This is a genomic window from Montanilutibacter psychrotolerans, assembly GCF_003719825.1.
In the GTDB taxonomy this organism is placed as follows: domain Bacteria; phylum Pseudomonadota; class Gammaproteobacteria; order Xanthomonadales; family Xanthomonadaceae; genus Montanilutibacter; species Montanilutibacter psychrotolerans.
Genome location: NZ_RIBS01000009.1, coordinates 1 through 26,122 on the forward strand (window position 1 = coordinate 1; position 26,122 = coordinate 26,122).

Annotated in this window: 29 protein-coding genes, 1 tRNA gene and 1 pseudogene; 19 read left to right on the forward strand and 12 right to left on the reverse strand. The window is 68.5% G+C overall.

All coding sequences use genetic code 11. The features are described 5' to 3' along the window. Positions 1-257: 257 nt before the first annotated feature. Entirely contained in the window at positions 258-1,022 is a 765-nt protein-coding gene (locus tag EER27_RS14740; RefSeq protein ID WP_123088904.1) for a M90 family metallopeptidase, read from the reverse strand. Between the two features lie 92 nt (positions 1,023-1,114). Further along, on the reverse strand, positions 1,115-1,393 hold the full coding sequence (locus EER27_RS14745; protein WP_123088905.1) for a hypothetical protein: 279 nt from the start codon (positions 1,391-1,393) through the stop codon (positions 1,115-1,117). A 127-nt stretch (positions 1,394-1,520) separates the two neighbouring features. Between EER27_RS14745 and EER27_RS14750 the strand changes: the two genes are divergently transcribed. The 6 genes from EER27_RS14750 (at position 1,521) to EER27_RS14775 (ending at position 6,794) form a co-directional block, all read left to right on the forward strand. After that, the gene (locus tag EER27_RS14750; protein ID WP_148041045.1) at positions 1,521-3,386 is read left to right on the forward strand and encodes a DegV family protein; all 1,866 of its coding nucleotides are present in this window, start codon (positions 1,521-1,523) and stop codon (positions 3,384-3,386) included. Positions 3,387-3,419: 33 nt separating this feature from the next. After that, positions 3,420-4,109 carry a glycerol-3-phosphate 1-O-acyltransferase PlsY gene (gene plsY, locus EER27_RS14755; RefSeq protein WP_123088907.1) on the forward strand — a complete coding sequence of 230 codons (690 nt, stop codon included), beginning with the start codon at positions 3,420-3,422 and terminating at the stop codon, positions 4,107-4,109. A 35-nt stretch (positions 4,110-4,144) separates the two neighbouring features. Next, positions 4,145-5,158 carry a bifunctional biotin--[acetyl-CoA-carboxylase] ligase/biotin operon repressor BirA gene (birA, locus tag EER27_RS14760; RefSeq protein WP_123089005.1) on the forward strand — a complete coding sequence of 338 codons (1,014 nt, stop codon included), beginning with the start codon at positions 4,145-4,147 and terminating at the stop codon, positions 5,156-5,158. Continuing rightward, entirely contained in the window at positions 5,158-5,925 is a 768-nt protein-coding gene (locus EER27_RS14765; RefSeq protein ID WP_123088908.1) for a type III pantothenate kinase, read from the forward strand. The genes birA and EER27_RS14765 overlap by 1 nt, the downstream gene beginning before the upstream one ends. After that, positions 5,919-6,686 (forward strand): SPOR domain-containing protein, encoded by a 768-nt coding sequence (locus EER27_RS14770; RefSeq protein ID WP_123088909.1) that lies wholly within the window; start codon positions 5,919-5,921, stop codon positions 6,684-6,686. Before EER27_RS14765 ends, EER27_RS14770 begins: the two co-directional genes overlap by 7 nt. A 32-nt stretch (positions 6,687-6,718) precedes the next feature. Further along, a tRNA-Thr gene (locus EER27_RS14775) sits at positions 6,719-6,794 on the forward strand. A gap of 475 nt (positions 6,795-7,269) precedes the next feature. On the opposite strand, the gene EER27_RS14780 is transcribed toward EER27_RS14775, so the two are convergent. The 5 genes from EER27_RS14780 to EER27_RS14800 form a co-directional block, all read right to left on the reverse strand. Next, positions 7,270-7,554 carry a hypothetical protein gene (locus EER27_RS14780; RefSeq protein WP_123088910.1) on the reverse strand — a complete coding sequence of 95 codons (285 nt, stop codon included), beginning with the start codon at positions 7,552-7,554 and terminating at the stop codon, positions 7,270-7,272. Between the two features lie 62 nt (positions 7,555-7,616). Continuing rightward, positions 7,617-8,060: a GNAT family N-acetyltransferase gene (locus EER27_RS14785; protein ID WP_123088911.1), complete on the reverse strand. Its 444-nt coding sequence runs from the start codon at positions 8,058-8,060 to the stop codon at positions 7,617-7,619. A 69-nt stretch (positions 8,061-8,129) separates the two neighbouring features. Then, a complete protein-coding gene (locus tag EER27_RS14790; RefSeq protein ID WP_223807363.1) occupies positions 8,130-8,438 on the reverse strand; it encodes a hypothetical protein in 309 nt (102 codons plus the stop codon). Between the two features lie 117 nt (positions 8,439-8,555). Further along, on the reverse strand, positions 8,556-8,918 hold the full coding sequence (locus EER27_RS14795; protein WP_123088912.1) for a VOC family protein: 363 nt from the start codon (positions 8,916-8,918) through the stop codon (positions 8,556-8,558). 90 nt (positions 8,919-9,008) lie between these two features. Further along, complete coding sequence (locus EER27_RS14800; RefSeq protein ID WP_123088913.1) at positions 9,009-9,419, reverse strand: MAPEG family protein; 411 nt, start codon at positions 9,417-9,419, stop codon at positions 9,009-9,011. Between the two features lie 393 nt (positions 9,420-9,812). Between EER27_RS14800 and rocF the strand changes: the two genes are divergently transcribed. The 3 genes from rocF (at position 9,813) to EER27_RS14815 (ending at position 11,657) form a co-directional block, all read left to right on the forward strand. Then, entirely contained in the window at positions 9,813-10,736 is a 924-nt protein-coding gene (gene rocF, locus EER27_RS14805; protein WP_123088914.1) for an arginase, read from the forward strand. Positions 10,737-11,039: 303 nt separating this feature from the next. Beyond that, positions 11,040-11,192, forward strand: a complete 153-nt coding sequence (locus tag EER27_RS14810) for an entericidin A/B family lipoprotein (RefSeq protein WP_123088915.1) — start codon at positions 11,040-11,042, stop codon at positions 11,190-11,192. Between the two features lie 264 nt (positions 11,193-11,456). Continuing rightward, on the forward strand, positions 11,457-11,657 hold the full coding sequence (locus EER27_RS14815; RefSeq protein ID WP_123088916.1) for a CsbD family protein: 201 nt from the start codon (positions 11,457-11,459) through the stop codon (positions 11,655-11,657). 131 nt (positions 11,658-11,788) lie between these two features. Here the strand turns inward: EER27_RS14815 and EER27_RS14820 are convergent, their stop codons facing one another. After that, the gene (locus EER27_RS14820; RefSeq protein ID WP_223807364.1) at positions 11,789-12,601 is read right to left on the reverse strand and encodes a hypothetical protein; all 813 of its coding nucleotides are present in this window, start codon (positions 12,599-12,601) and stop codon (positions 11,789-11,791) included. Positions 12,602-12,709: 108 nt separating this feature from the next. On the opposite strand from EER27_RS14820, the pseudogene EER27_RS14825 reads away from it, so the two are divergent. The 5 genes and pseudogenes from EER27_RS14825 to EER27_RS14845 all read left to right on the forward strand — a co-directional run. Then, positions 12,710-13,897, forward strand: a pseudogene (locus EER27_RS14825) (tryptophan--tRNA ligase); the annotation flags it as partial. Positions 13,898-14,093: 196 nt separating this feature from the next. After that, a complete protein-coding gene (locus EER27_RS14830) occupies positions 14,094-15,035 on the forward strand; it encodes an MBL fold metallo-hydrolase (protein ID WP_123088918.1) in 942 nt (313 codons plus the stop codon). A 100-nt stretch (positions 15,036-15,135) separates the two neighbouring features. Continuing rightward, positions 15,136-15,663, forward strand: coding sequence for a DUF6630 family protein (locus tag EER27_RS14835; protein WP_123088919.1), 528 nt, complete (start codon positions 15,136-15,138; stop codon positions 15,661-15,663). 144 nt (positions 15,664-15,807) lie between these two features. Next, the gene (locus EER27_RS14840) at positions 15,808-16,929 is read left to right on the forward strand and encodes a class I SAM-dependent methyltransferase (protein WP_123088920.1); all 1,122 of its coding nucleotides are present in this window, start codon (positions 15,808-15,810) and stop codon (positions 16,927-16,929) included. 10 nt (positions 16,930-16,939) lie between these two features. Continuing rightward, entirely contained in the window at positions 16,940-17,641 is a 702-nt protein-coding gene (locus EER27_RS14845) for a pseudouridine synthase (protein ID WP_123088921.1), read from the forward strand. A gap of 109 nt (positions 17,642-17,750) precedes the next feature. Here the strand turns inward: EER27_RS14845 and EER27_RS14850 are convergent, their stop codons facing one another. Beyond that, positions 17,751-18,326 (reverse strand): DUF1415 domain-containing protein, encoded by a 576-nt coding sequence (locus EER27_RS14850; RefSeq protein ID WP_123088922.1) that lies wholly within the window; start codon positions 18,324-18,326, stop codon positions 17,751-17,753. Continuing rightward, complete coding sequence (locus EER27_RS14855; RefSeq protein WP_123088923.1) at positions 18,319-18,801, reverse strand: YajQ family cyclic di-GMP-binding protein; 483 nt, start codon at positions 18,799-18,801, stop codon at positions 18,319-18,321. The genes EER27_RS14850 and EER27_RS14855 overlap by 8 nt, the downstream gene beginning before the upstream one ends. 160 nt (positions 18,802-18,961) lie before the next feature. On the opposite strand from EER27_RS14855, the gene EER27_RS14860 reads away from it, so the two are divergent. Beyond that, positions 18,962-20,032: an NAD(P)-dependent alcohol dehydrogenase gene (locus EER27_RS14860; RefSeq protein ID WP_123088924.1), complete on the forward strand. Its 1,071-nt coding sequence runs from the start codon at positions 18,962-18,964 to the stop codon at positions 20,030-20,032. Positions 20,033-20,093: 61 nt separating this feature from the next. On the opposite strand, the gene EER27_RS14865 is transcribed toward EER27_RS14860, so the two are convergent. Then, positions 20,094-20,753, reverse strand: coding sequence for a hypothetical protein (locus EER27_RS14865; protein ID WP_123088925.1), 660 nt, complete (start codon positions 20,751-20,753; stop codon positions 20,094-20,096). A gap of 196 nt (positions 20,754-20,949) precedes the next feature. Between EER27_RS14865 and EER27_RS14870 the strand changes: the two genes are divergently transcribed. Together EER27_RS14870 and EER27_RS14875 are read left to right on the forward strand one after the other, a co-directional pair. Further along, on the forward strand, positions 20,950-21,516 hold the full coding sequence (locus tag EER27_RS14870) for a CcdC protein domain-containing protein (RefSeq protein WP_123088926.1): 567 nt from the start codon (positions 20,950-20,952) through the stop codon (positions 21,514-21,516). A gap of 308 nt (positions 21,517-21,824) precedes the next feature. Continuing rightward, the gene (locus tag EER27_RS14875; RefSeq protein WP_123089007.1) at positions 21,825-22,667 is read left to right on the forward strand and encodes a DMT family transporter; all 843 of its coding nucleotides are present in this window, start codon (positions 21,825-21,827) and stop codon (positions 22,665-22,667) included. 81 nt (positions 22,668-22,748) lie between these two features. Here EER27_RS14875 and EER27_RS14880 read toward each other — a convergent pair whose 3' ends face one another. Further along, a complete protein-coding gene (locus tag EER27_RS14880) occupies positions 22,749-23,477 on the reverse strand; it encodes an OmpW/AlkL family protein (protein WP_123088927.1) in 729 nt (242 codons plus the stop codon). 281 nt (positions 23,478-23,758) lie between these two features. Between EER27_RS14880 and EER27_RS14885 the strand changes: the two genes are divergently transcribed. Continuing rightward, complete coding sequence (locus EER27_RS14885) at positions 23,759-24,520, forward strand: DUF2884 family protein (protein ID WP_123088928.1); 762 nt, start codon at positions 23,759-23,761, stop codon at positions 24,518-24,520. A gap of 147 nt (positions 24,521-24,667) precedes the next feature. Then, on the forward strand, positions 24,668-26,098 hold the full coding sequence (locus EER27_RS14890) for a dihydrolipoyllysine-residue acetyltransferase (RefSeq protein ID WP_123088929.1): 1,431 nt from the start codon (positions 24,668-24,670) through the stop codon (positions 26,096-26,098). Positions 26,099-26,122: the final 24 nt, after the last annotated feature.

Consider the following 26,122-nt stretch of genomic DNA (forward strand, 5'->3'; position numbering starts at 1 on the left):
CGCAGTCTCAGGGCGCAAACAGTCTCTCCCTGCACCGATCCGAGTGCCCCCGGATCACCAGCCCATCGCTGGTGGGTTGAAGATACAAGGGCGCAATAACCGAAGGGCATTGCGCCGGATTTGCACGTCGAAGTGGGTCCTCATCGGGCGTCCGGTCCGGCGCATTACGCCGTCGGCTAATGCGCCCTACGAGTTGGTGCGCGGGCTGTCGCGGTGGTGTGGCGGGCAAGCGGTGCATTGCCTACTGGAGATCACCGCTAGCGATCCGATGCCCCGAACGGGGCAGGGCCGTAGAAGCGCTCCAGGTGCCGTGCGACCTCCGGCATCTGCTCGCGCAGCAATTGCGGGTCGCTGAAGTGGTATTCGCTGGCGACGGCGAAGAACTCGTCGGGCGCTTGCGCCGCGTAGCTGTCGATGGCGGTTTCCTCGCCGGCGTCGACGCGTTCGACGAATCGATCGTAGGTCCGCTTGAAATCGCGGGCCCACTCGCGCTGCCACGCGCGCGGGAGGGCGGGGGTGCCGTCGAGCACGCCGTCCAGCAGGTCGAGCTTGTGGGCGATCTCGTGCGCGGCCACGCAAGAGCCGGCGCGCGGGTCCTCGCAATCGGCCAGCACGTCCGCCCACGACAGGATCACCGGACCGGCCTCCCAGGCCTCGCCGGCCAGTTCGTCTTCCCATTCGTGCAGCACGCCGGCGGCATCGACGTGACTGCGATCCACCCGAAACGCGTCCGGGTAGACGATCAGTTGCGACCAACCCTTCAGGCCTTCGGCGCCGAACTCGACCATCGGCAGGCAACACAGCGCCGCCAGCATGCAGCGCTGAACGTCATCGAGCTGCAGCCCTGCAACGGGCGTGATCGCCTTTTCGTGCAGGAAGCGCGCCGCGAGATGCCGCAGACGATGCTCGCGTTCGGCATTCAGGCCGTGCAGCCACGGCAGCGCGTTTCGGGCATCGCGCCAGAGGTCGGGGGCAATCGTCGGCGGGCGACGCAGGTGTCGCAGCAATCGCAACAAGGGCATCAGGTCGGCAGCGGCCGATCCGGGGGCCGGATCGCCAAAGAGCTGCTGCGGTGCAGCAGCGTGTTCAGGCAGGCAGACTCAGTCAGTCAAGCTCAGCGAAACATGCCCGGCAGGAAGCTGTGCCAGCGCGGCGAGGAGCCACGGCCGCCGGCGGCATCGCCGGGGACGCTGGGCCGAACCTTGGTTTCGCGCGCCGGGACCGGACCGCGGCGGCCGGTGGTGGCGCGCGGCGCCTCACGCTCGACGGCAACGGCCTCTTGCTTGTTGGGGCAGCCGCCGCTTCCGCCATTGGCGTCGGACAGCCGCACTTCACGGGCAGCCACGCCGGCGCTGGCGAGGCACATCAGCAGGCACAGGCAAGTCCGGATCATGGCGATGTCCTAGGGAGGCCGAAGCCCGTGGTAGCTCCGGACTATAGCGCTAAAACATGGCTGTGGGGGGTTGACAGATGCTGCGTTGCAGCGCGGCGGTCGCAGGCAGCTGCGGCAGACTCGCTGCATGCCTGGTCCCGTTGATGTTCCTGCTGACGCTTCCAATCCCGCTGCGTTGACCGCCCCGGCCCTGCGGCTGGCGCTGGTGGCCGGTGCCCGTCGCGTGATCGCCGCCCGCGATGCGTTGAACCGCATCAATGTGTTTCCGGTGGCCGATGGCGATACCGGTAGCAACCTCGCCCACACGCTGGGCAGCCTGCTCAACGGTGCGCTCGGGCGTCGCAGTCGCCACATCGGTCAGTTGCTGACGGCCGTTGGCGATGAGGCCATCGACGGTGCGCGCGGCAATTCCGGGGCGATTCTCGCGCAGTTCCTGTACGGGTTGGCCGAGCACGCCCGCAACGCCCCCGTGCTCGATTCGGCCACCCTTGCCGCCGCGGTGCGACGCGGTGCCGACGGCGCCCGCGCCGCACTCGCCCATCCGGTCGAAGGCACGATCCTCAGCGTCATCGATGCGTTTGCCGATGCGCTCGACGACGCGGCGCGGACCGGCGGCAACGATCCACGCGCGGGGTTCGCCACGGCGCTGCTGTGCACCCGCCGGGCGCTCGCCGCGACGCCTTCGCAGATGCCGCTGCTGCGGCGCGCCGGCGTGGTCGACGCCGGCGCGCAGGGCTTCGTCGATCTGCTCGAGGGCATCGCGGAGTTCGTCGACGGCGGGCCGCGGGCAATGCGCATCCGCGGTGGTGTCGAGGCGGTCAACGATGGCGTTGTCGCCGACGCCGCGGCGCTCGCCCACGACGACTGCGACCCGGAGCACCGTTGGTGCACCGAGTGCCTGCTGCTGGGCAACGGCATCCGTCGCGAGGTGCTGCGCGATGCGCTCGATTCGATCGATGCTGAATCGCTGGTTCTGGCCGGTGGCGCGACCCGCATGCGCGTGCATGCGCACGTGGCGTCACCGCAGCGGCTGTTCGACGCCTGCGCCCAGTTCGGTACGGTCGAGTCGATGAAGGCCGACGACATGCTGATGCAGCAGATCAGCCAGGCATCGGCGGTGCGTGTGGCGATCGCCACCGACAGCGCCGCCGACCTTCCCGAAGAACTTGCCCAACGGCTTGCCATCCACGTCGTGCCGGTGCGCGTCAGCGTCGATGGCCGCGACTACCTCGACAAGGTCGGACTGTCGACAGCCGAGTTCTACCGGCGCATGGCGGCGTCGGCGGCCGGCGGCAACGCGCCACTGCCAACCACCAGCCAGCCGTCACCGGGCGACTTCCGCCGATCGTTCGAATTCCTGCTCGCCCACCACCCGCAGCTGCTCTACATCGGCGTGTCGCGTGCCGTGTCGGGCACGGTGCAGGCCGCCGAGCATGTCGCCCAGCGCCTGGGTGGCGATCGCATCCGCGTGTTCGACAGCGTCAACGCCGCCGGCGGCCAGGCGCTGCTGGCGTGGCGTGCGGCGGAACTTGCGGCGGCCGGCCGGGACATGGCCGAGATCGCTGCCGAGCTCGAACGGCTTCGCCCGTTGACGCTGACCTGGGCGATGGCGCGGGACATCTCGCATGCCGTGCGCGGCGGACGCATCCCGGCATGGGCCGGACCGATGGTGCGCTTGAGCGGGCTGACACCGGTCGCGCGCTTTCGCGCCGATGGCCGCCTTGGCGTGGCGGCCGGACTGCTTGCACGCCGACGCGCGCCCGAGGTGTTTGCGCGCTACCTCGCGCGGCGACTTTCGGCGTCCACCCGGTGGCGCCTGATCGTCGGTCATTGCGATGCGTTGGCCGACGGCGAGCGCGTTCTCTGGGAGTTGAGCCGTCGACTCCTGATCGCGCAGGCGCACCTGGTCGAGACCGGCCCGGCGATTGGCGCGCACGCGGGGCGTGGTGCGCTGGTGGTCTCGCTGCAGCCGGCTCCGGACCAGGGCCGTTGATGGTGTGACGCGGGGCTCGCGCATAATTGCCCGATGCCCGGATCCGCTCTCGCACTGATTTCCTCTGCCACGTCGGGCACCCCGCCCGCGTTGCCCGGCGTCGTGCTGGTGCTGCTGGCTTACCTGATCGGTTCACTGTCGGGCAGCCTGCTGCTGGGTCGGCTGCGTGGCGTCGACATCCGTCAGCACGGCAGCGGCAATGCCGGCGGCACCAACGCGTTGCGCACCCAGGGCGCCAGGTTTGCGCTGGGCGTGGTGGTGCTGGATATCGGCAAAGGCGCCCTCGCGACGTGGCTGGCATGGCGATACGCCGCCGGCAGCGACGCGCTGGTGCCGGGCGCGTACGCCCATGCCGCCGCGCTCGCGGCCGTGCTCGGCCACGTCTGGCCTGTGTGGCACGGATTCCGTGGCGGAAAGGGCGTGGCGACGCTGGTGGGTGGCCTGGCCGTGATGTGGCCTTGGGCGCTTCTGGGCGTGGTGGCCCTGTGGTTGCTGGTGCTGGTGATCAGCGGCTACGTCAGCCTGGCCAGCATCTGTGGGGCCCTGTTGCTGCCGGTGCTGGCATTGGGCAGCGACGCGTCGCTGACCCGGGTGGTGTTCGCGTGCGCGGTGGCGCTGCTGGTGTTGTTCACGCACCGCGGCAATCTGGCGCGCCTGCGCGCCGGCACCGAGTCGCGGTTTGCCGGCGTGCGCCTGCTGCGTCGTTGGCGTCGGTCCTCGTGATGCGCAAGGGCCATGGTGACCTGGGAGTGGTGGTGATGGACGAACGCGCATTGCTGCAACGCCTGATCGCGGGCCCCGCCAGCGGCGACGCGCTCGCCGGCGCCACCGGCCTCGGCCGCGCGGCCGTGTGGAAACGCATCGAAGCGCTGCGCGAGGCCGGCGTCGCCATCTCGGCGCAGGCCGGTCGCGGTTACGCGCTCGCCGCGCCGATCGACCTGCTCGATGCCGATCGCATCCGCGCCGGGCTGAGCGACGCCGCATCGGCGCGATTGTCTGCATTGGACGTTGCCTGGACGATCGACTCCACCAACAGCGAGCTGCTGCGCCGCGGTTGCGCGGCAGACGGCGCCAGCAGCGTGCTGCTGGCCGAACGCCAGACCGGCGGGCGTGGACGACGCGGGCGCGAATGGACCTCGCCACTGGCCGCGCACATCTACCTGTCGTTGTCGCGAACCTTCGCCGGCGGCCTGGCGCGGCTGGGCGGGCTGAGCCTGGTGGCCGGCATCGCCGTGGCCGAGGCGATGCACGAACTGGGCTACGCGCAGGTGCGGCTGAAGTGGCCGAATGACCTGGTGGTGGTCGGCGATGACGGCGGTTTGCGAAAGCTGGGCGGACTGCTGGTGGAGGGCGGCGGCGAACACGCCGGCCCGGCGCGCGCGGTGCTCGGCCTGGGCCTCAACGTGCGCATGCCGGCTGCCCAGGCCGCGCTGATCGACCAGCCGTGGTGCGACCTGTCGCAGCTGGCCGCGCAGGCAACGCCACCGCGCGACCGCATCGTCGCCGCCGTCCTGGATCGCCTGCTGCCAGCGCTGGATGCGTTCGACGACAGCGGGCTGGCCGCGTTTCTGCCCCGTCACGCGGTGCTCGACGCACTGGCCGGCCAGACCGTGGTGGTGCACGCCGCCGCTGGCGACTACACGGCGACCGCGCTCGGTCTCGCCGACGACGGTGCGCTGCGCGTGCGCGTGGCCGGCGGTGGTGGCGATGGCGAAGAGCGCCACGTGCATTCGGGCGAGGTCAGCGTGCGCCGACTCGGAGCGGCGGGCTGATGGCGACCTGGTTGTTCGACCTCGGCAACACCCGTCTCAAGTGCGCGCCACTGGCCGCCGACGGCGGCATCGGCGAGGTGGTCGCGCTGCCGCACCGTGAAGGCGAGGTGGCCGCGCAGCTGCGCCAGTTCCTCCCGGCGCGTTTCGATCTAGCCTGCGTGGCCAGCGTCTCGGGCAGTGCGTTGACAGCGCAGGTGCTCGCGACCCTGGCGGCGCATTGCCCGCGCATCTCGGTGGCGCGCACGCAGTCCACGTTCGCGGGTTTGCGCATCGCCTACGCGCAGCCGCGAAAGCTCGGCGTCGACCGGTTCCTTGCGTTGCTGGCGGCGCGCCGTCGCGGTGGTGCCGCGCTGGTCTGCGGTGTCGGCACGGCAATCACCGTCGATCTGCTCGATGCCGACGGCCGGCACCTGGGCGGCCGCATCGCGCCATCGCCGACGCTCATGCGTGAGGCGCTGAATCTGCGCGCGCCGCACCTGCCGGTGCTGGGCGGCGAGTACCACGAGTTCGCGGCGGACACCGAGGACGCCCTGGCATCGGGTTGCGATGGCGCGGCGATCGCGTTGATCGGACACAGCCTGGCCGCGGCGCGAAAGCAACTGGGCACCAGCCCCGCGCTGTACCTGCACGGCGGTGGTGGCGAGGTGCTGCTGGCACAGCTGCCGATGGCGAGCTGGGCCCCGACGCTGGTGCTGGAAGGACTCGCGATCTGGGCGCGCGGTGCCGGTGCGACCGCCGTGGGCGCCGATACAATCCGGCCATGCTGACTCGCGCCCTTCTCGTCCTGCTGCTTGTACTCAACCTTGGCGTCGCCACGTGGTGGCTGCTGCGCGGCCCGCCTCCCAAGGCCGCACCAGCGCCGCTGCCGGTTGGCGCGCAACGCCTTCAGCTGACCAGCGAGGCCGCCGCGACGGCCATCCACGCCGCTGCGGCCGCCGGCAATGGCAGCGATGCCCTGGTGGAGAAACCCGCCGCACCCACCACCACCGCGACCGCCGCGGTCGAAGCGCCTGCTGCCGAAACGCCCGCTGCGGAAGCGGCCGTTCCCCCAGCGCCTACCGCGCAATGTCTGAGCCTGGGTCCTTTCGCCAGCACCGGAGCGGTGGCGCAGGCTCAGGTGCAGGTCAAGCCCTTGGTCGAGCGTGTGTCGGTGCGCAAGCAGGAGCCGTCGCGGGGCCGAGGCTGGCGGGTGTTCCAGCCGCCGTCCGCGGATGCCGCGGCCGCCGATGCCGCCGCCCAGCGCATTGCTGCTGCCGGCTTCAGCGACTATTTCGTCGTGCGCGAGGGGGCCGAGGCCAACTCGGTGGCGCTCGGCCGCTATGGCAGCGAGGCCGCCGCCCGCAAGCGCGCCGACGCGCTGGTCGCGGCCGGAATTCCGGCGCAGGCCGCGCCGGTTGGCGGCGAGGGCGATGCAACCACTGTGTACTGGCTCGATGTCGCTGCAGCGGCCGGTTTCGATGCCGGCAAGGCGCAGACGCTGGTCGCCGCGACCGAACGTCGTCAACTCGATTGCCGCTCGCTGCGCTGATCGCCCGGCGGCAAGCTAGAATGCGGCTCCGCGCCGGCTTAGCTCAGTTGGTAGAGCAACTGATTTGTAATCAGTAGGTCGTCGGTTCGATTCCGACAGCCGGCACCAAGGACCGGTTTCAGGCGGTCCCAGGACAACCCAGCGATGCCACGAAACCCTGCAAACGCGGGGTTTTTTGTTGCGTGATGTTCCGGGGCGCCCCTGCCTACGCCCCGGCGGCGGATAACCCGCAACCGCGCAGCGTGGAAGCGGCGGACCCGTTGGAAGCGGCGCGCGCTGCGTTGGACGGCTCATGACCGGTTCGCGTTTGACCGGCGGCCGGTGCCCAACATGCGGCGAGCACTTCGAAATCGAGCGGGTCTTTGACCTTCACCGCGTTGGCGTCTGCGCAAGCCCAGCGAGTGGCGGCACTCGCCGCGATGCATGACGGCTGCCGAAATTAGCGCCGCAGGCTGGGCGAGGATCTGGATAAGCCTCCATCTTGCACCCAACCTCAGGCGCGCCGGGAGGCCGTACAGGCCTCACGCGTGACCCTGTCCGCTACCCATGCATCGGGTGCGAGCGCAACCTGTTAGGCCCCAGCTCATTCATAGATCTTCCCTAGAAACAGAAAGACGGCAAGATCCCTCCAGCTTGGCCCTTGGGCAACGCCCCAATCATCCTGCGCTTCCGCACCGGCTAGAGCGCAATCCAAGAAGGAGGAGATTGAGCCGTTCTGCCATTCATTTGCGCCACCCCATCGATACATTTCGGGATGGTCCCGCTCCAGGTTCTCCGCCTGTTCTCGGTCTCTTATAAGCGCCTCAACAAAGCGGATAAAGCTTTCACGGTCATGCACTGCATCGGGATTGAGAGGAGTATCGGTCATTTCTCGAGGCCTAACGCCTGAACTAAGCCGAGCCGCGAAGCAGCTTCGACCTGTGTGAACTGTTAGCTGACGGGCGGCAACGCCGCGCGACACATGAGTAATACCGGGTCAGGGTATCGGGCGTTGCACCAAGCGTGTTTTTCCATGACCTTTCCCGGAACAGATGGGCCCGGATCACAAGGTTTGAAGCCGGCAGCCTGATACAACCCATCCAGATGCTCGAACGGCAGGCAATAGAGCGTCGCGAGATTGGACTGTGAAATAAGGAACTGGATCAGAGACTTGGATGCGCCCACCCCTCTGTGCTCAGGGAACACGTACATGCCGCCAAGCTCGCCAATACCTGGCGCAATGTGAGTCACCCTGCCCAGGCCCGCGGCCGTTCCATTGAGTTCGGCAACTGCGACAAGGTCTGACGCAGGCGATGGCAGGAAATCTACTTCCGCATAGCGTGAATTAGCCCACTCGAGTTCGGATGCCGTGAGCCATCTGACGAGCAATGTCATAACGCTCCACTGTCACCTGACGCCTGAGATCGAGCCGAGCCGCGAAGTGGCATCGAATTGAAGGAGTGGTTAGGCGCCACTGGCTGGTTCCTGCGCCAACCAAGCATCACGATACTCCTGTGATGGATGCAGGAACTCAGCACGAGTTCGCCAGTAGCCCTCCCCATGGATGCGAAGCATAGCCCAGTGCCATGCCTCGTCATGGAAGATCAGCCCGCGAAGGTCGCCAGGCTCCTCGTAGGGATAGAACGCGAGAGCTGCGTCACGAGCATCCGTTGCCGAAAGTGATCCGTAGTAGTGGAGAACCCAGGCGAACATGCGGCGCTCGTCCGCCAGATGCGCGAGGTACTCCGCCTCTGTCCAATCCTGATTTTCCATGGAAATCCCTGTGGCGCCCAACGTCGAATTAATCCGAGCCGCGAAACGGCTTCGGCTTGAATGGGCCGTTGCGGGTAGGCCGCCACATGGTGTTGTCAGGCGCCAATGGGGTGGCGCTCACAATTCTTGTCCAAACATCAGCCTATGACCGTCCAGCGTACGGATGCCGAACTCTCGCATGCCCCAAGGTTTGCTGGCCAACAACTGCGTGAACTGCACTCCGGATTGTTGATACTCAGCGTAGAGAGCGTCCACGTCCGCGACGGTGATGTATCCGTAGTAGGAATGGTCTCCAAGCTCTCCTGGAGGAATTGCATCAATGCATTCGCCCAGCATGACGCGGAAGCTTCCGCGGGATAGGAACGACCAACCCGGCGCTTCAAAGTCGATCCCAAGTCCCAGCACCGATGTGTAGTAGTCGGTTGATCTATCCAGGTTCAGAACAGCGAGAACAAACCTGACTCCAGTGATCTCTGACATGCCCGTTCCTCAGTCCACGAGACGGCTTGGTTGGCGCCTAAGGCCTGAAACTAAGCCGAGCCGCCAAGCGGCTTTGGCTTGAATGAATTGTTAGACCACTGGCGAATTTCCGGCAGCCATGAAGACGTAGATCCAGAGACCGATCACGGCAAGGAAATTAACCGTGAACACGACACCTCTGAGCCGAACATTGCCGGTGAGAATCTGGACTGCGCTGTGCAGGAGCCGGCCGATGACGAAGATCCACGCCAGAGCCACTGCAGCGGAGCTTGGCTGAAACTGGAGAAGTATCAGGCATGCAACATGGAAGAACAGCGGCCACTCGAACTGATTGGATAGATTGGCGCTGATACGCTTCTCGACAGCGGTCCAAGGATTGCTGCCATCAGTTCGGCGCCCGATGCCCCACACGGCCGGAGCCCGGGCGACGGTGAGTAGGACATAGAGGAAGCCAGCGAGCGCAACGTGCGCAACCATTGGGGGAATCAAGGCTTGCGACATACGTAGTATCGAACTCCGAAACGCTAGATCCAGTGGCCTAACGCCTGAAATCAAGCCGAGCCGCGAAGCGGCTTCGGCTTGAATGAATTGTCAGCCCCCAGTTTAGTTGCCAGGCCTCACAAGCTCTACTCAGAGCGCACCGGCAGGTCCCCAATCCACGGGCTGCTCCCGAGGTGGTCCAAGCGAGCCGGTGCGCCCGCTACACTAGGGGGCGAATGTAGCGCCCTGGCGACCGCAGCAGGGGGCATATTTGGGGGCACGAAGCGGAAGCCCTGTTTCTGTAATCCTTCCAGATCAACGTGCTGGCCCGGCCTTGCGGTGCCGACAGCCGCACCTTCAAAAGACCGCAGCGCGACCGCGTCGATTCCGGTTGCGCCCGGAAAAGGACCCCGCATGAGCCGTAGCTACCCGCCGGTTTCGATCATTGGTGCGCCGACCGACGTCGGTGCCGGGCACCGCGGCGCGCGGCTCGGACCGGAAGCGCTGCGCATCGCCGGTATCGCCGAAGCCCTGGTGGCGCGCGGTGTCGACGTGCTGGACCGCGGCAACCTCGACGGGCCGCGCAATCCGTGGCAGCCGCCGGTGGAGGGTTACCGTCACCTGGACGAGGTGGTGCAGTGGAATCGCCTGGTCATGGAGGCCGTGCTGGCCGAACTACGCGATGGGCGCATGCCGATCATGCTCGGCGGCGATCACTGCCTGGGCCTGGGGTCGATCACCGCCGTCGCGCGCCACTGCCGCGAGACGGGCAAGGAGCTGCGCGTGCTGTGGCTCGACGCCCATGCCGACTTCAACACCAGTCAGGTGACGCCATCGGGCAACGTGCACGGCATGCCGGTTGCGTGCCTGTGTGGCCTCGGGCCACGCGAGTTGACCCACCTGGACGGCGAAGGCCCGGCGATCCAGCCCAGCGTGATCCGCCAGATCGGCATCCGCTCGGTCGACGAGGGCGAGAAGCGCCTGGTCAAGCAGCACGGCCTGGATGTCTACGACATGCGCTACATCGACGAAGTCGGCATGCGTCGCGCGATGGAGGAAGCGCTAGAGGGCGTGGACGAGAACACCCACCTGCACGTGAGCTTCGACGTCGACTTCCTCGATCCGAGCATCGCACCGGGCGTCGGTACCACCGTGCCGGGCGGCCCGAACTACCGCGAGGCGCAGCTGGTGATGGAAATGATCGCCGACACCGGGCGCATGGCCTCGCTCGACATCGTCGAGCTCAATCCCGTGCTGGATTCGCACAACACCACTGCCGAGTTGGCAGTCGACCTGGTCGAAAGCCTGTTCGGCAAGTCGACGCTGATGCGCGACTGATGCACGACTGATCCGCTCGGACGCCGGTGGTTGCCAACGCCCGCATCGATAGATGCGGGCGTTGCTGTTTTTGTCCGCGCTACATCGCCGCGACTTGCCGCGCGCTTCGATGCGATTGCGGAAACGGCCGGTGACCGCCGAATTCGTACCGTGCGAAGACGGCGTGATCGTCACGATGAATCGCCGCTGACGCCCGCGCACGACTTGCACGTCGGGTTCACGCCGGCGCGGTTCTGATCGCTGGGCAGGGTGTGATGACCACCCGCACCCCGTTAGACGACGCAACCGCACGAGGAGAAAGCGATGAAGCGACTGATCATTCTGATGATGCTGGCCATGTTCTCGATGGCGACGTTGGGCGGCTGCAACACCATGGCCGGTGCCGGCAAGGACGTGCAGAAGGCCGGCGAGAAGGTTGAGGACAAGGCAGAAGACTGCAAGGACGGCAAGTGCTGAGCCACACCGCTCGGCCCGCCTGAGCAGGCCATCGCGCGCATGCCATCGAAGTGCGCAACCGAAAGGGCCGGAGCGATCCGGCCCTTTCGCGTTCACCGCGCAAGTGCGAGCGCGTCGCAACTCGCGTTCACGAAGATCGCGTTCACCAAGATCAAGCGTCGGCTAACGCAATGACGACCTCGCGCCAACGCCCTCGTTGCGATGCTTGCGTCGCGGTCGTCGCACCACGCGGGCCGCACTTCCCCGCAAAGAGAGGATCGTTCGATGAACAAAGACATCATTGCCGGCAAGTGGACGCAGCTGAAGGGCAAGGCCCAGGCCAAATGGGGCGATCTCACCGATGACGACTTCGACGTCGCCGCCGGTAATGCCGAGTATCTGTCCGGCAGGCTGCAGGAGCGGTATGGCTGGGATCGCGAACGCGCCGACCGCGAGGTCACCGACTTCGGCAAGACGCTGAATTGAGCCAGCGCGCAACGCGGCGTGGCCCGCATGCCGGGCCGCGCTGACACAACCATCGCATGCAATCGTGCAAGGACACGAAAGGACCGGATTCCCGGTCCTTTCGTTTGCGCGTGTGTTGCGTGCTGCGCGGCTTACCAGCGCGGCGGATCGGCGACGAAGCCGTTCGGGAACGCTTCCGGACCATCGCGGCGCGGTTGCGGCCAGCGCGGATAGCGCGGCAGCACGCCGATCGCGATGAGGTTGTCGTGGTCGTCGTAGCGCAGTTCGCTCACCTGGCTCGGGCTGCGCGAGGCGCGCACGAAATCGGTGCGTGACACCGGCGACCACTCGCGCTGGCCGTGGCCGGTGCCGATACGCTGCGGGGCCGATTGCTCACGCATCGCACCCGAGGCGGCCGCATCGGCAGCCGGCGCTGCCGCCTTGCTTGCCGCGCGATCGCGTTCCATGCCGGCAACCGGCGGCGGGTAGTCGTAGCGGATCGGGCGAGATTCCTCGAACACCGCCACGCCGATCACGCCGACGTTGTCGGGGCGACCGGTGCGCGCGGCGTAGCTGTCGGGCAGGTCGGTGAACACGAACTGGGCGACGTCGTCGAGCGACTTGCGCCAGCCGGAGATCTCGGTGCTCTGCCAGGGGCTCAGCACGTAGCCGGCCTGGGACGGGTGGGCGGTCTGCCCGGTCACCGCGTTGACGCCATCGACCGACAGCACTACCAGCACGCGCTCGCCGCTGGTGTTGGTCAGGCGCACGCCGTAGCGGTGGCCTGGGGTGCCGGCGATCCAGCGCTTGCCACGGTGGTGGACCGGTTCCAGCCATTGGCCGCTGTCGCGATCGACGACGGCGACATCCACCAGGCCACGGGCGGAAACGGGCGAACAGGCGGTCGCCAGCGCGGTGGTGGCGATCAGCAGGGCATTGCACAGCAGCGAGGCGAGGCGGGACATGACGGTGCTCTCCGTGGTGGACGCTGCTTGCAACGCGTGGCCGGCGCGGACGGGGTTGCGGCGGTGTGGGTAAACTGCGGTCCCCCGTTTTCCTGGCGTTGTGTTTCGATGGCTGCGACCCGCGTCCTTACCGGCATCACCACCTCCGGCACCCCGCACCTGGGCAACTACGTCGGCGCGATCCGCCCGGCCGTGGCGGCCAGTCGCATGCAAGGTGTCGAGAGCTTCTACTTCCTGGCTGACTACCACGCGCTGATCAAGGTGCAGGATCCGGCGCGCGTGCAGCGCTCCACGCTGGAGATCGCCGCGACCTGGCTGGCCTGTGGCCTGGAGCCGGACAAGGTGTGGTTCTACCGTCAGAGCGACGTCCCCGAGACTGCCGAACTGTATTGGCTGCTGACGTGCGTCGCCGGCAAGGGCCTGCTCAACCGCGCGCATGCGTACAAGGCCGCGGTCGACAAGAACCGCGCCGACCAGCTCGATGACGATGCCGCGATCACCGCCGGCCTGTTCATGTACCCGGTGCTGATGTCGGCCGACATCCTGCTGTTCAACGCGCACAAGGTTCCGGTCGGTCGTGACCAGGTCCAGCACATCGAGATGGCGCGCGACTTCGCGCAGCGCTTCAATCATCTCTACGGCGAGCACTTCACGTTGCCCGAGGCGATCATCGACGAGAGCGTGGCGACGTTGCCGGGGCTCGACGGCCGCAAGATGAGCAAGAGCTACGACAACACCATTGCGTTGTTCGCGCCGCGTGAGCAGCTGCGCAAGCTGATCTTCTCCATCCTCACCGACTCCAAGGCGCCGGGCGAGGCCAAGGATGCCGACGCTTCGCACGTGTTCCAGCTGTACCAGGCGTTCGCCAGCGACGCCGAGACGGCCGCGATGCGCCAGGCATTCGCCGACGGCATCGGCTGGGGCGATGCGAAGCAGGCCCTGTTCGAACGCATCGACGCCGAGGTCGCGCCGCTGCGCGTGAAGTACGAGGCGCTGATGGCCAGGCCGGCCGAGATCGAGGCGATCCTGCGCGACGGTGCGCACCGCCTGCGCGAGCGGCACGCGGCACCGTTGATGCGGCAGCTGCGCGAGGCGGTCGGCTATCGCGACCTGTCGCGCGCATCGACGAGTACCGATGCCAAGGTCGCCAAGGCGGTGCTTCCGGTGTTCAAGCAGTACCGGGAGGCCGATGGCCGGTTCTACTTCAAGCTGGTCGATGGCGACCGCCTGCTGCTGCAGAGCATCGGCCACGCGTCCGCGCGCGACGCGGGCCAGCTGGTCGCGCGCCTCAAGCAGGAGGGCGGCTCGGCGCTGCGGCACATGGAATCGGCCGCACTGCACCTGGGCGAAGACGTGATCGGCCACCTGCACGAGGGCGTCGAGCTGGCCGAGGTGGTCGAGGCGCTGGCGCAGTTCGCGGTGGACGAGGCCTGAGCGACCGCCGCGCGCGGTCGTGTTTGTCTTTCATTCCTTCAGCAGGCGGACGTCCACAATGCACCCGTCCCACGGCATCACCACGGTAGACACGGGCTTTCAGCGGCCGCATTTCGACGCGGCCTACCTGATCGTCGAGCAGGGGCGCGCGGCGTTCGTCGACTGCGGCACGCAGCATTCGGTTCCTGCGATGCTCGCGGCGCTGGCGGCGCAGGGTCTGGAACCGGACGCGGTCGACTGGCTGATGCTGACGCACGTGCACCTGGATCACGCCGGCGGCGCCGGCGCGTTGATGCGCGAGTTGCCCAACGCGCGGCTCGTCGTGCATCCGCGCGGCGCGCCGCACATGCTCGATCCGGCACGCCTGATCGCCGGCGCCACCGTGGTGTACGGCGAGGAGGAAATGACGCGCAGCTACGGCGAGGTCATGGCCACGCCGGCCGAGCGCGTACGCGTGGTTGGCGATGGCGAGGTGATCGAACTCGCCGGGCGACCGCTGGTGTGCGTGGACACGCCCGGCCACGCCCGTCACCACCTTTGCATCTGGGACGAGCGCAGCCGCGGCTGGTTCGCCGGCGACACGTTCGGCGTCTCGTACCGCGAGTTGGACGTTGGCGGCGCCGCGTTCGTGATTCCCACCACCACGCCGGTGCAGTTCGAGCCGCAGCCACTGAAGGCGTCGATCGCGACGCTGCTGGCGCGCCATCCCGAATCGATCTACCTCACCCACTACGGACGCGTCGGCGATGCCGCCCGGCTGGGCGCCGACCTGATCACGCAGATCGACGCGATGGTCGCGATCGCGCGGTCGTGCGATGGCGAGACGGCGCGGCACCGGATGCTGGTCGAGCGGCTCACCGCACTGTTCCTGGGCCACGCGCGCATGCACGGCATCCCGCACAGCGAGGGCGAGATACTTGCCGTGCTGGAGATGGACATCGAGCTCAACGCACGCGGTCTGGCGGTGTGGCTCGATCGCGGGCGCGTGGGCGAACACTGACGCGCCGCGCGGTGCACCGCCGGGCGCGGCAGTGCGCGACGGCGGTGGCGATGCTCTAATGCCGACGCGATGCGGACGGCCGCAACCCCCGGTGCTGACGATGGACGACTACGAAGACGACGACGGCCCGGCGCCCGAGGACCTGGACGAGGACTCGCCCGAGGCGCGCGTCTGGCTGTTGCTGCAGCTGATCAACCCCGGCGACGAAGAAACCGCGGTGGCGCAGTTCGTCACCTACCAGGAAGCGCTCGGCGATCCGGCGTACTCCGGACTGGAGCCGGTGTGGGTGCTGCGTGACCTGATCGACTGGCAGTCGGGCTTCTTCGTTGACGGCGACGATGTCACCGGCGCCATCGATGCGATCGAGCAACTGGTCTCGCGCTGGCGGTTGTGGATCGACTGGGGCGTCGAGGACGCCGGCGACGAGGAATTCCTCGCCCGCGCCGAGGTGCCCGAGCTGGTGTCGATCGCCTACGACCAGCTGCGTTCGCGCGGCTACACGCTGTGGACCTGGCAGACCGGCAGCGATGCCTGCGCCGGGTGGATCACCCGCAGCACCGATGACGAGGCCATGCAGGCACTGGCAATCGAGCTGGGCATCGACCTGCGCGCTGGCAACGGCGAGTAGACCGGGCGCAGGGTTCCGGGGCGGGTAGGAAGCGTCGGCAAGGGCCTGTGCCAGTGCTTCCCGCCGGGGCGGGGTTCCCCCTCCCGCCCACTCGTTCCCCGCGCCACGTAAACTTCGCACCCGTTCCCGTTGTGAAGAACCCCCGTGCCTGCCGGCCAGACCGATCCCGCGCTCGAAACCCTGTTGCTGCCGTTTGCCGACGTCCTGCTGTCCTGGCCCGGTGAAGGCGGTGCGCTGTTCCTGCGCGCCCGTGAGGGCTGGCCGCTGCACCAGCAGGCGCTGCCGGGGCTGGTCTGCGCGCAGAGTTTCCGCGCCGATGCCCTGGCCCTGGAGCAGGCCGGTTTCACGCTGGTCGACGACGAGGCCGACGACGGCCGCCGCTATCCGCTGGTGATGGTGCTGCCGCCGCGCCAGCGCGAGGAATCGCGGGCCCTGTTCGCGCGCGCCATCGCGCGCACCGCGCCCGGCGGACGCGTGCTGGCGTGCGTGGAGAACAACGAAGGCGCGCGTTCGGCGCAGGACGACCTGGCGCGCATCGCCGGTGCGGTCGCCAACCTCAGCAAGAACAAGTGCCGGGTGTTCTGGACCGCACCCCTGCAGGGCGCCGCGGACCCGGCACTGGCCGCGCAATGGGCCACGCTGGACGCCCCGCGCCAGATCGAGGGCGGGCGCTTCACCAGCCGCCCCGGCGTGTTCGCCTGGGATCGCATCGACCCGGCCTCCAAATTGCTGGTCAGCCACCTGCCGGCCGATCTGGCCGGGCGCGCGGCCGACCTCGGCGCCGGTTTCGGCTACCTCACCGCCGAGCTGCTGGCCCGCTGCCCGGGCATCAACACGGTCGACCTGTTCGAGGCCGAGGCGCGCGCGCTGACGCTCGCGCGTGCAAACCTGGCCGGCCAGCAGTCGCGTGCGGCGCTGGATTTCCGCTGGCACGACGTCACCGCTGGCGTCGGCAGCGGCGTGTACGACGTCATCGTGACCAACCCGCCGTTCCACACCCAGGGCCGCGCCGACCGTCCGGACATCGGCCGTCGCTTCATCGCGGTCGCCGCCGAAGCGCTCAAGCCCGGTGGCCGACTGTGGCTGGTGGCCAACCGCCACCTGCCTTACGAGGCGGTGCTGAGCGAGACCTTCGGCAACGTGCGCACGGTCGCGCAGAGCGACGGGTTCAAGATCGTCGAGGCGATCAAGGCGATGCCCACGCGCACCCCGTCGCCCGACACGCGCGCCGCCGGCAAGGCGGCGTTGCGGCGCGGCCGCTACTGAGGCGGCCGCGATGAAACTCGTCAAGCGGATCGCCAACCTGGGGTATGGCAGCCGCAAACAGGTCGCGGCGATGTTCCGCGAGGGCCGTGTCACCGACGCCGACGGCGAGGTGCTTTACGCCGACGACCAGGTCGAACACGACGCGGTGCGGATCGACGAAGAACCGCTGGACCCGCCCGCCGGCCTGGTGCTGATGCTGCACAAGCCGATCGGCTACACCTGCTCGACCAAGGACCCCGGTCGCGTGGTCTACGACTTGCTGCCGCCGCGCTATCGCCTGCGCGCGCCATTGCTGTCGACGGTGGGGCGGCTGGACCGCGACACCAGCGGGCTGCTGCTGATGACCGACGACGGCGGCCTGCTGCACCGCATCGTCTCGCCCAAGGCCAACCTGGCCAAGGTCTACGAGGCCGCGCTGGCCTCGGACCTGCGCGGTGACGAGGCCGCCGTGTTCGGCAGTGGCACGCTGATGCTGGAGTCGGAAAAGGAGCCGTTGGCGCCTGCCGGATTCAGCGCGGTCGATGCGCGCCACGCACGGGTGACCCTGATCGAGGGGCGCTATCACCAGGTGCGGCGGATGTTCGCCGCCGTGGGAAACCACGTCGACACACTGCACCGCAGCCGCATCGGCGGCCTGACCCTGGACGGGCTGGCGCCCGGCGAATGGCGGGTGCTCGGCCCGGCCGACATCGAGCAGCTGTTCAACGGCTGACCCGGGCGGACGGCCCGTCGCGCGCGGCCGTGGGTCCGGGCCGCCTGGCCTCCCGTGCCCGAGGGCAGGAGGAGGTCCAGGGGGCGGGAAGTCCAGGAGCGTGCTGTCGTTACGGCGCGAGCAGCTTGTGCCAGCCCTCGATTCCCAGCTTCTCCAGCGTTTCGAGGTTGCGCTCGACGATCACTTCCGGGTCCGGAAATGCCGCCACCGCGCGCTCGACGCTGGCCTCGCGCAGCAGGTGCAGCATCGGGTAGGGCGAGCGGTTGCTGCAGTTGCCCACGTCGTCGATGTCGCTGCCGGCGAACTGGTAGTCCGGATGGAAGCTGGCGACCTGGATCTCGCCCTCGTAGCCCAATTCCTCGACGGCCGCGTCGGCCAGGTCCAGGAAGTCGTTGTAGTCGAGGAAATCGCCCAGCACGTGCGGGTGCACGATCAGCGTCGTGTCGATCTCGTCCGGGTCGGTCGCTTGCAGGCGCGCGAGCTCCTCGCCCAGTTGCACCAGCAACGCCTCCTCGTCGTGCGCATCGCTGAGCACGAATCGCACCTGTTGCTTGGCGTACACGGCCTTGGCGAAAGGGCACAGGTTGAGCCCGATCACCGCGCGTTCCAGCCAGCGGCGGGTGGCGGCGATCGGGTCTTCGGCGTCCGTGGCAGGCGCGGCGCCGGCGGGCTGCGACTCAGTCACGGAAGTTGTCGAACTGCAGCGGGCGCTCGTATTCGCTGGCGCGCAGCAGCGCCATCGCTGCCTGCAGGTCGTCACGCTTCTTGCCCGTCACGCGCAGCTTGTCGCCGTTGATCTGGCTGTCGACCTTGAGCTTGGCGTCCTTGATCGCGCCCTGGATCTTCTTGGCCAGGTCGCGTTCGATGCCCTGCTTGATGGTGATCTTCTGGCGCGCGCCGGCGAGGTTGGTCTCGACATCACCGAACTCCAGGCAGCGCGCGTCGATGCCACGCGCGATCAGACGCGCGCGCAGGATGTCTTCCATCTGCTTGAGCTGGAAATCGCTGGGGGCGGACTGGTTGATGAGCTTGTCGTCCAGCTCGAACCTGGCGTCGACGCCCTTGAAGTCGAAACGCGTGGTGAGTTCGCGATTGGCCTGGTCGATGGCGTTGGTGAGTTCGTGGGTGTCGACTTCGGAGACGACGTCGAAGGAAGGCATGGCGGGCTCCGGTCATGGATCGTGGGGGCGAAAGGGTAGCGCAAGCACGGTGTGACGCGCGCATTGCGCCCGTGCGACGCCGGCGTGGCTGGGTTGGCTAGACTGGTGGTCGATCGCCCCACGTCGCGGCATCCGCGCCCCCGTCGCTCCGAGGATCCCCATGCTCAAGACTCCCGCCTATGCCGCGTTGAACGGCCAATCGCCGCTGGCGCCGTATGCCATCGAACGCCGCGAGCCAGGCCCGAACGAGGTCCTGATCGATATCCTCTATTGCGGCGTCTGCCATTCCGACCTGCACCAGGCACGCGACGAATGGGGCGGCGGCAACCACTTCCCGATGGTGCCGGGCCACGAGATCGTCGGACGCGTCAGCCAGGTCGGCAGCGCGGTGACGCGCTACGCGGTGGGCGATGCGGTCGGGGTCGGGTGCTTCGTCGACTCGTGCCGCACCTGTCCGCAATGCACGGCCGGCCAGGAGCAGCACTGCGACTTCGGCATGAGCGGCACGTACAACAGCTTCGAGCGCGACGCCGCCCACCGCTTCGATCGTTCGCGCCCGACCTGGGGCGGCTACTCGACGCGGATCACCGTCGACCAGGACTACGTGCTGCGCATTCCCAAGGGCATGCCGCTGGATCGCGCCGCGCCGCTGTTGTGCGCAGGCATCACCACCTACTCGCCGCTGCGCCAGTACGGCGTCAAGGCCGGCGACGAGGTCGCGGTGGTCGGGCTGGGCGGGTTGGGGCACATGGCCGTCAAGCTGGCGGCCGCCATGGGCGCGCGCGTCACCGTGCTCAGCACCTCCGAATCCAAGCGCGCGGCGGCACTGGAACTGGGCGCGGCGGACTTCGCCAGCACGCGCGATCCGGCCACGTTCAAGCAACTCGCCGGCCGCTTCGATCTGGTCCTGGACACCGTGTCGGCCGAGCACGACTACAACGCCTATCTGGAGCTGCTGAAGTTCGCCGGCACCATGGTGATCGTCGGCATCCCCAACGAGCCCGCGCCGGTGGCGGCGTTTCCGTTGATCCTGCGCCGTCGCAAGCTGGCCGGCTCGCTGATCGGCGGCATCCGCGAGACCCAGGAGATGCTGGACTTCTGCGCTGCGCACGGCGTCGCATCGGACATCGAGCTGATCGACATCGCCGATATCAACGACGCCTACGAACGCATGATCCGCGGCGACGTGCGGTACCGGTTCGTGATCGATATCGCCAGCCTGAAGGGCTGACGGGCCGGCGCAGCGCGAGGTCGACCGCGCCCGGTGCGCGGCGATCGATCTCGCCGCGCGTTCAATGGGGCGGGTCCACCACGGCCTGCTCCACCACGGTCAACTCACCGCGATCGGCCTGGCTGGCCACTTCAATCCAGACCACACGGCTCCTCTGGCGGATCAGGTAGGTGTGCGGCAGGCAGACCTCGCACGTGGTGGGCGGGAACGTGACGGACGGTGTTTCGCGTCCGATCTCGATGCCGCCCAGCGCCGTGATCTCCCTGGCGTAGTGCCGCGCAAACGCCTCGGGCGTCCACGCCCGCGCACCGGCAGGCGACAACGCGTAGCGCGCGCGATGCACCCGGCCCTCGACCAGCATCGGATGCCCGCGGGCCTGCATGTACTCGAAGCCGGTTCCGGCCATGTTGCTGGGCATCGGGGCGTCGTGGAGGCCTTGGGGCGGTTTCAGCAGCGGAAACGGCGGTAGCCATGCCTGGCTCTCGCGCACGCTGGCCGCGTCGAACGCGACGGCCGGGGAGGTGGCCGGTGGAGCGGTGGCGGGCAGCGCATCGTCCGGGCCGATCGTCGCCACCGGCTGCACTGGCTTTTCCGCGCCCGAAGGCGATTCCGGGGCTGGGTCGCGGTCCTTGCAGTTGCTGAGGCAAAGCGTTGCCGCCAGCGCGAGCGCAGGGGCGGCGGCATGCAGCCAAGTTGGATCGGCTGTCGGGCGCGAGCTCATGGGGGGGCATCCGGCCGTGCGGCGCAGGGCTCGTGTTTATGAACGCGGAACCGCGACCGGGCCGGGCGCCGCCGGTCCACGACGCCGCGCCGCACGACGGCCACAACGGCCACAACGGCCAGGCAACGCGCGCGCAAACCAGCGGAAGTCCCAGGCCACACGGCTATGCTGACCGCTCCCACGCCCGGAGCCGGCGATGCCCCTGCTGCTGATTCCCTTGCTGCTGGTGGTGCTGGTGCTGTTGTGGCTGCTGCTGCTGCCGGTGGCGATGCGCCAGCGCTACCGCGCCGGCACCGCGCGGCGTCGGGCGATGGTGTGGCCGTTGCGGATCAACGCATTCGCCCTGGCGGTGTCGCTCCTGTTGCTGCTGGTCAGCAGCTGGTTGCTGGGCTTCTGGGTGGAGGCGGCACTCGCGCACGCTGCGATCGGTACTGCCGTGGGCATGCTGCTGGGGCTCGGCGGATTGGCGCTGACCCGCTTCGAGACCCTCCCACAGGGCTGGGCTTACACGCCGAACCGCTGGCTGGTGCTGGCGCTGAGCCTGCTGGTTGCCGGACGCCTGCTGTTCGGGCTGGTGCGCGGCTGGCAGGCCTGGCACGGAGGCGTCGGTCATGCCCAATGGGCCGCGCAACAGGGCGGCATGCTGGCGGTGGCCGGGCTGCTGCTGGGCTACTACCTCGCCTACAACTGGGGCCTGCGTCGCCGGCTGCGACGGATGCCGGCGGTCGCTCGCGATGCCGGACCGGCCGATCGGCCCGGTTGAGATGCCGTCCGGAAGACCTGGATCGAGGGCGGGCATGACGGCCGGGCCGCGGTGATCCTTCGGCACGCCGGCCCCACGCCGGACGGGCTGGAGGCACGCACACACCATCGGCGCTATTGCCGCGCTGCCGACCTGCGGGCAGGCTCGTCGTCCCGGAGGTCGCGCGCCCGGCGTGACCGACGCGTGCCTCACCGTTCCTGTCGAGACTCCCGATGTCCGCAACCCAGATCCCGTCGCCCGGCGGCGCGCCAATCCGTCGCGCGCCGCCCGTACGAACCGCGCGCCAGACGCGCAACGCGGTGCTGCTGATGCTGCTCGCCGTCGGCCTGTTCGCGCTGATGGATGCCGGTCTCAAGCAGCTCTCCGCGCACTACCCGGCCTTCCAGGTGGCGGCGTTGCGCGGTGCGGCGTCGTTGCCGCTGGTGCTGGTCTGGGCGCTGGCGACCGCCGGCATCGGCCCGCTGCTGCGCGTTCGCTGGTCGCTGCACCTGCTGCGCGGCGTGCTGGGCGTGGCGATGATGGCCTCGTTCGTGTTTGCGCTGAAGACATTGCCGCTGTCGACCGCGTACTCGGTGTTCTTCGTCGCGCCGCTGCTGATCACCGCGCTCTCGGTGCCGATGCTGGGCGAACACGTCGGTCCGCGTCGCTGGACCGCGATCGTGCTGGGCCTGGTCGGTGTGCTGGTGCTGCTGCGGCCGACCGGCGAGGGCCTGATGAGCATGGCCTCGTTGGCGGTGCTGCTGGCGGCGCTGATGTACGCGATCAGCGCGATCAGCGTGCGGGTGCTGGCGCGCACCGACAGCACGCAGTCGATGATGGTGTGGTTGATGACGATGATCGCGCTCGGGGCCGGCGTGCTGGCGATCCCGGACTGGGTGCCGATCGATGCCGGCGACCTGTGGATCATCGCCGGCGTCGGCGTGTCCGGCGCGTTTGGCCAATACGCGATCACCGAAGCGTTCCGCCTTGGCGAGGCCTCGCAGATCGCACCGCTCGAATACACCGCGCTGGTGTGGGGCGTGCTGTTGGACCTGGGGTTGTGGGGCGTGCTGCCCGATGCGATCACCTGGCTGGGCTCGGCGATCATCGTCGCCAGCGGCCTGTACCTGCTCAGGCGCGAGAAGGTGCACGCCGAGGCCGAGCATCCCTGAGGCGGCAGGTGCACGACAACGCAGGAGCCGGATTGCCGGCTCCTGCGTGGGGGTGGGTTGCCGCGGCCGGTGCGGCCTGGATCAGAAGCGCGCGCCGATGCCAACGCCCAGCATCACGGGTTCGAGCTTTGCTTCGCCAACGTTGGCGCCATCCAGCTTCACGTCCGATCCGCCATGCAGGTAGCGCATGTCCGCGCGGGCGAACCAGGTCGGGGTGAAGTTGAGGTCGACGCCGGCCGTCGCCATCGCGCCCTTGGCCGTTTCCACGCCGATGCGGCGGCCGGCGAGGTCGCCAGTGGGGGCGGCGTTCTCGTTGTCGTAGTTGCTTTCGTAGTAGCCCAGGCCCACGAAGGGGCGCACGGTCGAATCGGCGTCGCGGAAGTGGTACTGGCCGCTCACCGCATAGGGCTGCGAGTTGACGCTGCCGGCCTTGCCGTTGGCGGTGTTGACGCGGTGGCCGAGCTTGTCGGCCGCGCCCCACGCCTCGACGGCGATGTTGTCGGTGACGTAGTAGCTCGCGCTGAGCGTGGCGACGCCATCGCCATCGGCCTGCACGCGGCTGCCATCGATCTGTGGATTGCGGGTGGGCTCGGCCAGTGCGTACCCGCCGACCACGGCGAATCGCTTGCCGCTGGCGCTTTCGGTGGTGGGTTGTTCGGTGGGTGCGGCGCTGGTGTCGGTGGGGCCGACATCCTGTGCCAGTGCCGCCGCGGGGAGGAGGACGAGCGCGCCGGCGAGCGCGATGCTTGTGGTGCGCAGTGCCGGGAAAAGGTGCGAGGTCGAAGGGGTGACCGTGGCAATCGGGTTCATGCAGCAACTCCTTGTTCTGTTCATTGGTGCGGGCCGCGCGGGGGCATCGGCCAGCGCGGACACCTTGGCCTGGGGGCAATGAACATCGCTTGTGCTGCGGTCCGGCTAGTGCGGAACTTTTGCGGATGTGACGGCTGTGTCGACGTGCGGGCTGCTCGATGCGACGTGCCCGGATCGCGCCGACAGCGCCTTCCCGGGCGGTCCAGGGCATGACCAACGGCAGTGCGGGCGGTGTGCGTCCAAGGGCAAGATAGGCCCATCCCAAGGACCCGGAGTCGCCCATGCGTCGCGTCGCAACGATTGTCCTGCTGTCGATGGCGGCCCACACCGCGCTGGCCGGCAACAAGGGGTGCGATGTCAAAAGCGACTACCACCTCACGCTCAACGATCGCAGCCTGATCCTGACTCGCGACCCCGATACCGCCGTGGGCCAGCCGCACGCGATCGTGATGCGCCAGGGGCGGATGTTCGTGGACAACCGCTGGGTCCAGCTCAGCGCCGAGGACAGCCGCCGCATCGCCGATTTCGAGACCGGCGCGCGCGCGGCGATGCCCGAAGCGCAGGCGATCGGTCGCGATGCCGCGCGCATCGCATTCGACGTGCTGGGCGAGGTGGCGGCCGGGTTCACCAGCAACCCGCGGCTGAGCCGCAGCAAGCTCGACGCCGCGCGCAGCCGGCTCGACGCGCGGCTGGCGCGTTCGGTCACCCCGACCCGCTTCAGCAACGCCGACCTGGGTGACGGCATCGGCGACGCGGTCGGCGAGGTGCTGCCCAGTCTGCTGGGCGATGTCATCGGTGGCGCGGTCACGGCCGCATTGAGCGGCGACAGCGAACGCCTGCAACGCATGAGCAACATCGAGGACCAGTTGGACCGCCGCATCAAGCCGCTTGCCGACGCCCTGGAAGCCCGTGCCATGGGCCTGTGCCAGCGCATGATCGAACTGGACCGCCTGGAGGACTCGCTGGCGTTCCGCCAACCCGGCGGGCAGTCGTTGCAATTGCTGCGGGTCGAGCTGGAACCGCCGAAATCCTCCGACAACTGACGGCCTTTTCGGCCCGACGGCTCCTGCCCTGGGTCGCAACGGCGGGCGCCACAGCCGGGGTCGCACCCGCGGCAGGGACGACCCGCGGTTGGCGCTGTCGCATGGAGGGGTGACAATGGGGGCTTTCGCGCATGGCGGACCCCCAGCATGGCTGAGTTGAAGGAAGCACGCGTCCCCGACATCGGGGACTACGACGGCGTACCGGTGATCGAACTGCTGGTCGCCGTTGGCGACACCGTGCAGCGCGACCAGGGTCTGGTCACGCTGGAGTCGGACAAGGCGACGATGGAAGTGCCCGCACCGTTCGCCGGCGTCGTGCGCGAGATCAAGGTGAAGATTGGCGACTCGCTGGCCGAAGGCGCGCTGGTGGCCCTGATCGAACCCGCTGCCGACGCTGCGGCTCCGGCTCCGGCTCCGGCCGCCCCGCAGGTCGCAGCACCCGCGCCGGTGCCGGTACCTGCGTCCGAAACCGCCGCGCAGGTCGAGCCCGTCGCCGTTGCCGCGCAACCGGACAAGCTGGCCGAACGCGAGATCGCCCAGCGCGCGGCGCTGTCCGACCGTCCCGGCGTCGATCCGGAGGCGCTGCCGCCGCGCACGCCGCCGGTCACGTTCAATGCCGATGAGCTGATGCCCGACAAGGTGCCGTATGCCAGTCCGGCCGTGCGCCTGTTCGCGCGCGAACTGGGCGTCGACCTCATGCAGGTCCAGGGCAGCGAGCGCGGCGGTCGGATCGGCAAGGAGGACGTGCAGAAGTTCGTCAAGGGCGTGCTGCAGGGCGGCGCGGCGGCTGCCGCTCCCGGCGCGGCGGCTCCCGCCGGCGGAGGCCTCAACCTGCTGCCGTGGCCGAAGGTCGACTTCAGCAAGTTCGGCGCCATCGAGACGCGCGAGCTCACGCGTATCCAGAAGATCTCCGGTGCCAACCTGGCGCGCAACTGGGCGATGATCCCGCACGTCACCCAGCACGACGATGCCGACATCACCGAGCTGGAAGCGTTGCGGGTCGCACTCAACGAGGAAAACGCCAAGGCCATCGCCAAGGGCGGCGCGACCAAGCTGACGATGCTCGCGTTCCTGATCAAGGCCAGCGTCAGTGCCTTGCAGAAGTTCCCCACGTTCAACGCCTCGCTCGACGCCAGCGGCGAAACGCTGGTGCTCAAGAAGTACTTCCACGTCGGCTTTGCCGCCGACACGCCCAATGGCCTGGTGGTGCCGGTGGTGCGCGACTGCGACCGCAAGGGCGTCATGCAGATCGCGCACGAGACCGGCGAGCTGGCCGCCAAGGCGCGCGACGGCAAGCTCGGTCCCGCCGACATGAGCGGCGGCTGCTTCTCGATCAGCTCGCTGGGCGGCATCGGCGGCACCGCGTTCACGCCGATCGTCAACGCGCCGGAAGTCGCCATCCTGGGCGTGTCGAAGTCGGCGATGAAACCGGTCTGGAACGGCCGCGAGTTCGAGCCGCGCCTGGTCCTGCCGCTGTCGCTGAGCTACGACCACCGCGTGATCGACGGCGCCGCCGCGGCACGCTTCACCGCCTATCTGGGCCAGTTGCTGGCCGACATGCGCCGCGTCCTGCTGTAACCGTGCAACCGCTTCGGGAGTAAT